The sequence below is a fragment of the Piscicoccus intestinalis NBRC 104926 genome (assembly GCF_001515525.1).
In the GTDB taxonomy this organism is placed as follows: Bacteria; Actinomycetota; Actinomycetes; order Actinomycetales; family Dermatophilaceae; genus Kineosphaera; species Kineosphaera intestinalis.
Map to the genome: position 1 here is coordinate 1 of NZ_BCNQ01000148.1, position 11,135 is coordinate 11,135.

Sequence of the window (11,135 nt, forward strand, 5' to 3'; positions counted from 1 at the left end):
CGTCGCCGCGCCCGGCCCGGGCTGCTCGTCGCGGCCTGCGCCGGGGCCTTCGTCGCCGTATGGGCCGCCGCCGGGGTCGGGCTCCTGGGCGCCGCGGCGCTGCTCGACGCACTGACTGCCCAGTGGGTCTGGCTGCGGGCCCACCCGCAGGTGCCCAGCGGCGCGGGGGCGATCCTCGCCGGGGCGTACCAGTTCACCCCGCTGAAGACCGCCTGCCTGACGGCCTGCCGCAGCCCCGCCGGCATCGCGATGACCACCTGGTCGGGTCGCCACCGCGCCGCCACCCAGGCCGCGCTCGTGGGAGCCCGGTTCGGCGCGGTCTGCGTCGGCTGCTGCTGGGCGCTCATGGTGCTCACGCTCGCCGTCGGGGTCGCGGCCCTGCCGGTCATGGTCGCCGGCGCAGTGCTCATGGCGGCCGAACGCCTCGCTCCCGCGACCCGCCCCCTCGTGCCCGTCATCGCCGGCTTTGCCCTCGTCGCCGGCGCCCTCATCCTCGTCGGCGCCCTGCCGCCGGGGCTGCGGATCGGCTGAGCCCGCAACCCGCCGCCCTGCCCTGGGCCCGCGGGGTGCGCTGAGCCGCACCCGCAGGCCAGCCCGTCCCGACCACGCACGTCCAGCCCGGAGGGGAACCTCGCCATGACCACCTATCACGTCGTCGCCACCTCGATGCCGATCGTCTACACCCGCGAGGGCGACCACGACCCGAACGGCATGCTGTTCGCGCCCGCAGCGCACGTGGCACTGCTCGACTGGGTCCGCGAGCTGTGGGAGCTCGGTGACGAGCGCCTCCCGCGGCTGCACACGCGCCGCCAGCACGCCCAGATCGTCGTCGACGCCCTCGGCCGCCTCGAGGAGATGCTGCACCGGCTGCGCACCGGCCCCGACGAGGACGTCGAGCTGCTCGCCGACCTCATCCGGCGCGAGTCAGTGCCCGCCTACGGCGAGCCCGACGACCGGCTCGCCCTCGGGCCCCGGCGGCGCTCCCACCGCGCCGGCGCCGTGCGCGCCAACGTCGAGGCCACCCTCGCCGAGCTGCGGCAGGCGCTCGACGCCCTCGGCGTACCCGACGCCCCCGAGGCCGCCGAAGCCCCCGACGCCCCCGAGGCCACCGAGGCCACCGAGGTCCCCGAACCTGTCGGCCTCGCGCCCGAACAGGGCGACGGAGCCGACACCGACGCCGCCCCCGGCTGGGAGCCTGAGCGGCGCCTCGTCACGCTGACCCCCGCCGAGCGCGCCGCGCTGCGCGCCCACTGGCGCGGCCAGCTGCGGCTGCTCGACGCCGCGATCGCCCAGTGGTTCGCGCGCGTCGAGTCCGACCCGGCGCGGCGGTTCGACGCCGACCGCCTCGCCGAGCGCGTGCGCGAGCGGACCGGGGTCGGCCTGCCGCCCGAGCGCATCGCCCGGCTCCTGCTCAACGACCACCGCGTGCCGCCCGAGCACCTCGGCGATCAGGCTCCGCCCTACGACCGGTTCAACCCGATGCGGCCCGTGCCGATCGTCGAGCCGCTGGTGCTGCGTACCCGCGTCGACGAGCCCGTGACCGTGCACGTGCGCAACAGCCTGCGCAACCGTCGCCTCGGTTTTCACGTGCAGGGAGACGGGCTGGCCGGCTCGGGCGGCGCGGGCGTCCGATGCGCCGACGGCGCCTGCGTGGCCGACAACCCCGACACGACGATCGCCCCCGGCGACGCGACGACCTTCACCTACGCGGCGACCCACGAGGGCGTCTGGCCGATCAACGACCTCGCCGACGTGCGCGGCTCCGAACGCGGCACCAACGCCCACGGCCTGTTCGGCGCCCTCATCGTCGAGCCCGCCGGCACGACGTGGCGAGACCCCGTCTCCGGGGACGACCTCACCGGAACCGGATACGACACCGGCTTGTACGTCGACGTCATCGCCGCGCACGAACCGACCGGCACCCCCGAACACCGGGCGTTCACCGACTTCTACTCCGACGAGATCCCGCGTAGCTTCCGCGAATACACGGTGTTCATGCACGATGAGCCCGAGGTGCACTCCGCGCTGCACGCCGGCGAGCACACAACGATGCCGCTGTCGTACCGCGCCGAACCGATGGGCAACCGGCTGCCGCACCGCATGCGCCGCTACGCGCAGGCCACCCCCGCCGACCCGCCTCGCGGGCAGGTCGGCGTCGACCGGCGCGCGGTGACGAGCCGCCTGGGCGACGACCTCGAGGAGCAGTTCTGGACCGCCCGCACCCCCGACGGCCGCTACCTCGAACGGGTCGCCGGCGAGGAGCAGCACCACAGCTCCTGGCTGTTCGGGGAGCCGGTGACGCCCGTGCTGCGCGGGTACACCGGCGACCCGTTCCGCCTTCGGCTCGTGCACGCCGGGGTCAAGGAGACCCACGTCTTCCACCTGCACGTGCATCAGTGGCGCGCGGTGCCCCAGGACGTCGCGCCGCCCGGCGCGCACGGCACCGACGAGCACGGCCGGCCGCGGCCGCTCGGCTCCCAGCTGCTCGACTCCATCACGATCGGCCCGCAGGCCGGCGTGACGATCGACCCCCTGTACGGCGTCGGCAGCCGTCAGCACGCCGTCGGCGACGTCATCTGGCACTGCCACCTGTATCCCCACTTCCACCACGGCATGTGGGGGCTCGTGCGCGGCTTCGACCGGCTCGTCGACGGCACCCGCGCCTACCCCGACGGCACCCCGTGCCCGCCGCTGGTGCCGCTGCCCGGGCGTGAACCCCCTTGTGCGGAGCCGGGATCCCCGGGCTTCCCGTGGTTCGTCGACGGCGTCTACCCGATGAAGTCACCGCCGCCGCCCGCGCCGATCCCGGAGCAGGTCGGCGGGCGGCGCCGGCTGCTCGGCATGCCGCCGCACTCGCCCGCGGAGTACGCGGCGATGGCGCCGGGCTGCCGCGACGGCCGCAGCCCCGGGGCGGTGTTCGTCGATCTCGACGCGCTGGCCGCCGAATGGAACCGCGCCGCAGGGCTGCCCGCGCCCCGGGTGATCTCCTACGACCTAGAGGTCGGCGCTGCCCGCGTCGACTACAACGCCGACGGCTGGCACGACCGGCGCGGGCACCGGTACCGGCTGCTGCGCGCCCAGGTGCGGGAGCCCCGCCCCGGCGGCTACGAGACCGTGCGCGACGAGACGTTCGAGGCCCTGCCCGGCAACCCCGAGCCCGCGTTTCCGCGCGCCAACCACGGCGACATCGTCGAGTGGCGGTTCCACAACGCGCTCGGCTCGTTCGCCGCCGACGACTTCGACCTCGCCCAGGCGCCCGTCGAGTGCGGTCTGCACGTGCACCTGGTGAAGTTCGACGTGCTCGCCGCCGACGGGTCAGCGACCGGCTGGAACTACCTGTCCGGCGCGTCCTGTCGCGAGGCCGTCGGCACCGACGCCACCGGCGAGGGCCTGTCCCGGATCGTCGGCCTGCACCGCTGGGTCGTCGACGAGGAGTTCGGACCGTGCTTCTTCCACGACCACCTGCTCGCCAACTACCGGCAGAAGCACGGCCTGTGGGCCGCGCTCGTCGCGCAACCGCATGGATCACTGTGGCAACGCCCCGACGACCAGGGTCGGGTCGCCTGGAGCGAGCCCGAGGCGGTCGTCGTGCCGCCGCCCGCCTCCGGCGTGCCGCCGTTTCGCGAGGCCTGCCTCGGCGTCGGCGACTTCGTGCCGCTGCTCGACCGGGGCGGCCGCCCGCTCAACCCGCCGGGCCGGCTCTCCGGCGACGACGACCCCGGCTCCATGGCCGTCAACTACCGCAGCGCACCGCTGACCCACCGCGGCGACGACCCCTCGCTGTGGTTCTCCACCGCGGCCCGCAGCGCGCCGAATCTGCGTGGGGTGCGCGGTGATCCGGAGACCCCCGTGATCGCGGCCTATCCCGGCGAGCGGGTGCGGATCCGGCTCATCCAGGGCTCGCACGAAGAGCAGCACTCCTTCACCGCCCACGGCCTGCGGTGGCGTGCGGACTGGGGCAACCCCGCCTCCCCGCTGGTCAACCAGCAGACCATCGGCATCTCCGAGGCGTTCACCCTCGACCTCGCGGCGCACGGCGACACCCTCGGGGTCGGTGACCACCTGTGGCACTTCGGCGCGATGGACGACCTGTGGACCGGCTGCTGGGGCTACCTGCGGGTGCTGCGGCCCAGCCCGGACAACCTCGCCGCGCTCGACCCGGTCGCCGACCTGAGCGACGACCCGGCCGGCGCGCTGGAACGCATGCGCACCGCCAGGTCGGTGCCGCCGCGGCCCCGCAAGGACGCCGACGGCCGATACCGCGACGACGAGGTGCGCACCGTCGTCGTCGTGGCCCGGCGCCGCGAGCACGAATACGCCGGACGGCATCTCACCGACCCGTGGGGCCTGCAGTTCCACGTCGCCGCCTACGACGAGGCCGAGCACGCGGCGGCCAAGCGCACCGGTGCCTGGCGACCGACCCGGGTCGCCGAGCCCGACGGGCCGCTCGTGCTGCGGGCCCGGCGCGGCCAGTGGGTGCGGGTGTTCCTCGTCAACGAACTGCTCGGCCAGGCGCGCGACGACACCGGCGGCACCGACGACGAGATCGGCTACGACGCAGGGCTGCTCCCGTTCGGGGTCGAACCGTCTCCGCCACGGCTACCGCTGGAACACCTCGACGCGTTCGGCCGTCCCGACCGGCGCACGGTGAGTCCGCGGGTGTCGCTGCACCCGGGCCTGGTGAGCTTCGACGTCGACTCCGATGACGGCGCCTACGTCGGTCGCAACCACGACGGCACCGTGGCGCCGGCCCGCGGCCGCGAGGATCACGAGGCGGGCGGGCACGCCGGTGAGGCGGCCGGGCGGGTCGTGCACCGTGGCGGCACGGTCGGAGACGGTGGCGGGCACGACCACGACGCACCGAACTGGACCGAGTACTGGTGGTACTGCGACGAGGCCCTCGCCCCGGCGTCGCACGCCGACGGCCCGGGCAGCGTCTGCCACCTGCAGGACATGGCCGACGTGCGCAACCACCGCCACCACGGCCTCGTCGGCGCGCTCGTCGTCGAGCCCGGCGACGTCTGGCCGTTCCGGCCCGGCTCCGCGAGCTGCGAGCCCGACGGGTTCACCGGCCGGGAGGCCGAATTGCGGCTCGCCGACGGCACGCTCGTGGCACGGGAGGGCGTCGCGTTCGTGCAGGACGGGCTGCGCCTGTTCGTCGGCGGCCACCCCGACCTGCCGGTGCCCGATGTCGTGCCCGGCGACGACCCCGAAGACAGCGGGCAGAAGGCGGTCAGCCTGCGCACCGCGCTCGTGCACCGGGGCGTGCCGCCGGCCGGACCGCTCGCCGACCTGCCGCTGGTCACCGCCGCGGCCGGCGACACCCTGTGGCTACGTCTCGTCGGAGCCGGTGACAAGCCCCGCCAGCACACCCTCACCCTGCACGGGCTCGCCTGGAAGGCGGCGCCGTGGGTGCCGAACGGGCCGTGGACCGGCTCCGTCTCCGGGGTGGCGCCGGGCTGGGCCCGCGACATCGTCGTGCACCCGGTGGAGCCCGGCGACCACGCCCTGCGCACCGGCGCCTTCCGCTGGGGCACCGAGCAGGGCGTGTGGACCACGGTGCGGGTGACCGACTGAGCCGCGCGCACCGAGACGCGAAAGGGCCCGGCACCGGCGGCGGCGCGCGCTGCCGGAGTCGATGGTCTCAGCGATACGCATCGGACCTGTGCACGACGCCCACGACAGTGACTCGACGGTCGGTTGTGTCGATTCGATAGATCACCCGGTAGGTCCCGCGCCGGGCGCTATGCCGGTCCTCCAGCGGCGGACGCAGGCGTTTGCCGACCCGCTGCGGGTTGTCGAGCAGCGGACCGACGATGAACTCGTAGGCCGCGAAGGCCACGGACTCAGGGAGGCGCTCAGTGAGTTGGCGCCGAGCGGTCGGCGAGATGACGAGTTCATACCGCTGGGTCACCTGGCGCCCCGGCGCCGCCTCATCGCCTCGGCCAGGGTCTGTTCGGACTCTCCCTCGCCGCGGGCGAGTTCAGCGTCAGATTCGGCCAGCTGTCGGACCGCCTCCGCATCCGCCAGGATTGCGATGGTTTCTTCCAAGGCGGCCAAGTCGTCCGGCGACAAGAGGATCGCCGAGGGGCGGCCGTGCACCGTCACCGTCACGCGTTCGTGCTGACCGTGGACTCGACCCACGACCTCCGACAGGTGTGCTTTCGCCTGCGCGAGCGTCATTACGTCACTCATGGTCATAAGTATGACCATGAGGATTCTCGGGTGGCAATGGGCCGTTCGTCGCGGGTGGGGTCAGCGGATGACGACCCAGTCGGTGACGATCCGCAGGCCGGCGCCTTCGAGGCGCAGCCGCACCGGACCGGGCGCGGGTAGCGCGACGATGAAGCACCCCAGCTCGTCGACCGCGGTGCTCGTGCTCGTGCCGTCGGCGGTCTCCACGACGAGGTCGACCTCCGCCGGCGGCGTGAGCTGGCCGACGAGTTCGCCGTCGACGTGCTCGACCTCGATCCAGCCCGGCGACCGGGCATCCCCGAGCGAGCCGCCGTCCTCGGTCTGCTCGGTCTGCTCGGTCTGCTCGGTCTGCTCGGTCTGCTCGGTCTGCTCGGTCTGCTCGGTCTGCTCGGTCTGCTCGGTCTGCTCGGTCTGCTCGGTCTGCTCGGTCTGCTCGGTCTGCTCGGTCTGCTCGGTCTGCTCGGTCTGCTCGGTCTGCTGCGGTCCGGTGCGGAACACGAGCACCCGCGGCTCGCCGCGGAACCGCTCCGCCCCGACGAGGTCACCCTGCGCCACGGTCTCGGGGTCGACCGACTCCAGCTCGGCCAGCTCGGCCTCCATGGTGCGGAACGCGAATGCCGCCTTGGCGAGCGCCGCCACCGACCCCGCCCCGGGCACCGAGGCCATGGCCTCGCGCAGCCGCTCGAGGACCACCTCGTCCGCGGGCGTCGCGGGGGCCGCGTGCGGCTCCGTCTCGGGCTCGGACCACCGGGGATCGGGCGCATCGGGCTCGGACCAACGGGGATCGGGCGCATCGGGCCCGACGGAGGGGATGTTCTCAGGCGTCGACATGGCGTTGCTTCCTCACGAGGACGGACGGGTCAGACCGCGCCGCAGCGACGCGATGGCGCGAGCCCGGGTGGGCCCGATGGCCCCCACGGGAATGCCCAGTGTGCGCGAGATGTGCTGGTAGGTGGGCGGCGGATCGGTCAACAGCATCGTCAACAGCTCCCGTTGTCGCGCGTTGAGCAGGGCGAACGCCTCCAGCACCCCGACGAGCTGCTCTTCGCGCGCCAGCCGCTCGTCCAGGTCGACGTCGGGCACGGCCGCATCGAAGGGCGCGGTCGGTTCGAGCGGGTCGCGCGGCACCGTGCGCCGCCGCTCCCGGATCGTGCGCAGGCACTCGCGCGCGGTCGTCGTGCGGATCCACCCGGCCAGCGCCTCCGGCTCTCGCACCCGGTCGAGGTGCTGAACGAGCCGCAGCCACACCACCTGGCCGACGTCGTTGCCGTCGTCGGCGCTGAGCCGGTGCCGGCGCACGGTCGCCATGACGAGCGGGTTGAACCGGTCGACGATCTCGTCCCACGCGCTCTGATCACCGTCGCGGGCCCGCCGCACCAGCAGCCCGACATCGTGGCCGGGCGGCATTGTGTCCGGCGGTGACTGGCCCGCGGCGGCAGTGGAATCGACCGCCTGTCCCTCGTCCATCCCCGGCTCCTCGCGTTCGTCGAAGACATCGGTGCTCCTAGGCAATCCCACTGTGCCGCGAGGCGGCTCATTCGCGAAACGACCCATTGGGCGGGCCGGCATGTATCAGAGCCCGGCGGGCGGCCTCTGATACGGCAAGCGTCGGTGATCTGACGCACAGGTCGCGGGCGCCTCGACGGCCGAGGGGGGTCGAGGCTCCCGCGAACGACCTCACCGGGGTTCGAAGGGTTTCGAAGGGTTTCGAAGGACTCGAAGGAGTGGAGCACATGTCCGATGCACGTCCGGCCACGTCCGAAACGACCACCGCGGCCGTTCCGAACACGGCACCGCAGATTCAGCGCTGTTGCGAGACCGACGTCCTCGTGGCCTTGCCGCAGACCCCGTTCGTGCTCGACCTGCTCTTTGAGGCGGGCGTCGAGGACTTGCGGGTCGACGCCGACGAGGGCCTCGACCTGGCCCGTCTCAGCCTTGGCGACCCCGAGGCCGCGGCGGAGGCGGTCACGCGGCTCGCCGCCGGCGCCGCGGGCCCCGCGGACCAGATCCCCGGTGTCCCCGGTGTCCCCGGTGCTTTCGGTGCTCCACGAGCCGGCGCCGGCGCCCCCGAGGACGTACTCGACGCGCTCTTGCGGGGCCTGCGGGCGGTCAGCGCCGCGCGCTACGGCGGCTGGGAACCGCGGCTGGGCAAGAACCGCCTCGTCGACCGCGTCGGCGGGGTCAACGGCATCGTCATCCACGGCGACGACCTCGGCCCCGCCACGACCGACGGAACTCTCGCCGCCAGGGCGGCGGGCGGCGGCCGAGGTGTCACGGTCGGCGTCATCGACGGCCCGGTCAGCGAGCACCCGTGGTTCGCCGGCGCGGTGCAGTTCGGCTACGCCGACGACGTGTCGGCCGCGATGGTCCCCCCGTCCGACCCGACGGGTGCGAACGGGGCGAACGGGGTGCCGGGCACGTCGGCCGGGCACGCGACCTTCGTCGCCGGGCTCATCCTGCAGCAGGCGCCGAGCGCGACCGTGCGGGCCCGCGCGGTGCTCGCCGCCGACGGCACCGCCGACGTGTGGAACGTCGCCCGGCAGATCGTCGCCCTGGGCAACTCCGGCGTCGACGTGCTCAACCTGTCGTTCGGTTGCTTCACCGCCGACGACCGGGCGCCGATGGCGTTGCACCAGGCCGTCTCTCGCGTCGACCCGCGGGTCGTCATCGTCGCTGCCGCCGGCAACTACGCGACCGATTCCCCGTTGCGGCGTCGACCGTTCTGGCCCGCCGCGCTGCCGCACGTCGTCGCGGTCGGTGCCCTCTCGCGGCGCAACGGCGCGCTGACGCGCGCCCCGTTCTCGCCCGCCCTGCCGTGGGTCGACGTCGAGGCCGTTGGGGTCGACGCGTTGAGCACCTACCTGGAGGCGGCCCGCCTGGCCGACGGCTCGACCGCCGACTTCGACGGCTGGGCGCGCTGGCAGGGCACGTCGTTCGCGGCCGCCGCCATCAGCGGCATGATCGCCCGGGCGATTGTTCCGGGCCGCGTCGACGCCCGCGCGGCGTGCGCCGACCTCATGGCGGTGCTGCGCACGGGCGTCGAGCCGCGCGGCGCGCGCCTGTGCCGCCCACAGGCTGTGTGACGACACCGACTGCCCGGGGTGAACCGCCCAGTGGGGGGAGGGATGTGGCGGACCGAGCGATATGTGGGCGTAGGTGAGTGGTATACGCGCGTCGTGCGCCGAATGTCGGCTTGGCGGTGCCCGCTGAGCGGGTGGTGCGGGCGAAGGAAGATCCAAAACGACGATCCGGATCGGCCGCGTGGGTGACCCTCAGCGCAAACTCCCTGGTCACGGGGCCGGTCCGCGGCGGCGCCGGGCGTCGAGGATGCAGATATGGCGAATGCCTCGAGGGTGCCGGGCTGATCCGGCTGCCGGGCTGCCGGGCTGCCGCGCGGTCGGGCGCCGCGCCCTGTCGGGCTGTCGGGCGGTGGGGCTGTCGGGCGGTGGGGCTGTCGGCGCAGAGCGCCCGCCACCCCCGGGGGCGTCGCCACGCACCGGTGGGGTCGCTGCGCCCGTCCCGCCCCTTCCCCAGCTGGCTAGGGGTGCAGCACAATTCGCAGCGTGGGCCATCCGGTCGGGGACTGTGACGCCGTGCTCGTCCGCGCCCAGGAGGCCCTCGCCGGCACCCTGCGGCAGCCGCGGGTCGCGTTGCGCGAGGGGCGCGCCGCGCTGCGCCAGGCCCGGTCGTGCCCGCCGAGCGTGCAGGCCTGGTGCCTGCTCGCCATCGGCGACGCGCGCCTGAAGCTGTTCCAGATCGACGCCGCGGCCACCGCACTGCAACGCGCCCTCGACCTCGACGCCGCAGTCACAGGAACCGGGGGTCTCGGGGAGGCCCGCGAGCAAGGGGAGGCCCGCGACTCTGGGGAGGCCCGCGAGTGTGGGGAGGCCCGCGAGCCGGGGGAGGCCCGCGAGCCGGGGGAGGCCCGCGAGTCTGGGGAGTGCGGGGGACCTGCGGAAGGCGGCGAGCCAGACGAGCCCGGGAAGCCCGGAGAACCCGGAGAACCCGGAGAACCCGGGCTGCCGCGCCCGCTGGTGCTGCGGCTGCGGCTCACGCTGGCGTCGGCGCGGCTGTTGCACGGCGACGCCGACGGCGCCTGGGCGCTCATCGACGCCGCCTCCGCGGAGTTGGCCGCCGACGAGGCTCGGGCCCGCGCGACCGGCGCCGAACGTGTCTTCGGTCCGCTCGACGTCGGGACGCTGCGCGACCGGCGCGCCCGCCTCCTCATCGAGGCCGAGCGACCCGAGGAGGCGCTGCCCGAACTCGATGCCGCCGTCGAGATCTTCGCGGGCGCCGGGCGCGACGAGGCCACGCTCATCGCGCTGAACAACCGGGGCCTGGTGCACCTGCAGCTTCGCCGTTACACGGCGGCCCGGGCCGACCTCGAGCGAGTCGAGACACTCGCCGCACGCACCGGGCTCTTCCTCGTCGCCGCGGCCGCCGCCGAGAACCTCGGCTACCTCTCCTACCTGCTCGGCAGCTATCCCGCCGCGGTCGAGGCGTTCGGCCGGGCCGAGCGGGCGCAGGCGCAGTGCGGCATCGAACCCGGGCAACTGTGGGTCGACAAGGCCAAACTCCTCCTCGCCCTGCGTGAGTTGCCGGAGGCCGAGGTGGCCGCCCGACGCGCCGCGCACCTGCTGCGCGCCCAGCGCAAGTGGATGCTCTACCCCACCGCGCACCTGCTGCTTGCCGACATCGCGTTGCTCGCCGGCGACCACGAGACGGCGATCGCCGCCGCGGGCAGCGCTGCCCGCGCCTTTCACCGGGTCGGGCGCGAACAAAGCGCGGCCCTGGCCCGCCTGACGCTGCTGCGCGCCCGCTACGCGGCGGGGATTCCGGTGCAGGCCGGGCGAGCCCGCACGCTGGCCGACGCGCTCGCGGAGGCGGGCCACGTCAGCCCCGCTGTCGAGGCCGGCATCCTCGCGGCCCGCATCGACCTC

General features: G+C 74.3%; 7 protein-coding genes and 1 pseudogene. 4 read left to right on the forward strand and 4 right to left on the reverse strand.

All coding sequences use genetic code 11. The features are described 5' to 3' along the window. Both PINTE_RS17770 and PINTE_RS17775 read left to right on the forward strand, forming a co-directional pair. Positions 1 to 531, forward strand: a 531-nt coding sequence (locus tag PINTE_RS17770; protein ID WP_169798567.1) for a DUF2182 domain-containing protein, incomplete at its 5' end; no start/stop codon positions are given. Positions 532 to 636: 105 nt separating this feature from the next. After that, complete coding sequence (locus PINTE_RS17775; protein WP_068433439.1) at positions 637 to 5,577, forward strand: multicopper oxidase domain-containing protein; 4,941 nt, start codon at positions 637 to 639, stop codon at positions 5,575 to 5,577. A gap of 67 nt (positions 5,578 to 5,644) precedes the next feature. On the opposite strand, the gene PINTE_RS17780 is transcribed toward PINTE_RS17775, so the two are convergent. From PINTE_RS17780 to PINTE_RS17795, 4 genes are all read right to left on the reverse strand, one after another. Continuing rightward, on the reverse strand, positions 5,645 to 5,842 hold the full coding sequence (locus PINTE_RS17780; protein WP_281178974.1) for a type II toxin-antitoxin system RelE family toxin: 198 nt from the start codon (positions 5,840 to 5,842) through the stop codon (positions 5,645 to 5,647). 68 nt (positions 5,843 to 5,910) lie between these two features. Then, the gene (locus PINTE_RS17785) at positions 5,911 to 6,195 is read right to left on the reverse strand and encodes a type II toxin-antitoxin system Phd/YefM family antitoxin (protein WP_217996633.1); all 285 of its coding nucleotides are present in this window, start codon (positions 6,193 to 6,195) and stop codon (positions 5,911 to 5,913) included. Between the two features lie 60 nt (positions 6,196 to 6,255). After that, on the reverse strand, positions 6,256 to 7,026 hold the full coding sequence (locus PINTE_RS22875) for a hypothetical protein (protein ID WP_068433445.1): 771 nt from the start codon (positions 7,024 to 7,026) through the stop codon (positions 6,256 to 6,258). A gap of 12 nt (positions 7,027 to 7,038) precedes the next feature. Beyond that, complete coding sequence (locus PINTE_RS17795) at positions 7,039 to 7,662, reverse strand: RNA polymerase sigma factor (RefSeq protein WP_068433447.1); 624 nt, start codon at positions 7,660 to 7,662, stop codon at positions 7,039 to 7,041. 266 nt (positions 7,663 to 7,928) lie between these two features. Between PINTE_RS17795 and PINTE_RS17800 the strand changes: the two genes are divergently transcribed. Both PINTE_RS17800 and PINTE_RS22880 read left to right on the forward strand, forming a co-directional pair. Continuing rightward, positions 7,929 to 9,278 (forward strand): S8 family peptidase, encoded by a 1,350-nt coding sequence (locus PINTE_RS17800; RefSeq protein ID WP_157087342.1) that lies wholly within the window; start codon positions 7,929 to 7,931, stop codon positions 9,276 to 9,278. Between the two features lie 480 nt (positions 9,279 to 9,758). Continuing rightward, positions 9,759 to 11,135 (forward strand): annotated as a pseudogene (locus tag PINTE_RS22880) (hypothetical protein); the annotation flags it as partial.

Excerpts from the sequence above, each read along its gene's own strand:
- PINTE_RS22875 (WP_068433445.1), bottom strand. The coding sequence starts at position 7,026 with ATGTCGACGCCTGAGAACATCCCCTCCGTCGGGCCCGATGCGCCCGAT.
- PINTE_RS17795 (WP_068433447.1), bottom strand. The coding sequence starts at position 7,662 with ATGGACGAGGGACAGGCGGTCGATTCCACTGCCGCCGCGGGCCAGTCA.
- PINTE_RS17775 (WP_068433439.1), top strand. The coding sequence starts at position 637 with ATGACCACCTATCACGTCGTCGCCACCTCGATGCCGATCGTCTACACC.
- PINTE_RS17785 (WP_217996633.1), bottom strand. The coding sequence starts at position 6,195 with ATGAGTGACGTAATGACGCTCGCGCAGGCGAAAGCACACCTGTCGGAG.
- PINTE_RS17800 (WP_157087342.1), top strand. The coding sequence starts at position 7,929 with ATGTCCGATGCACGTCCGGCCACGTCCGAAACGACCACCGCGGCCGTT.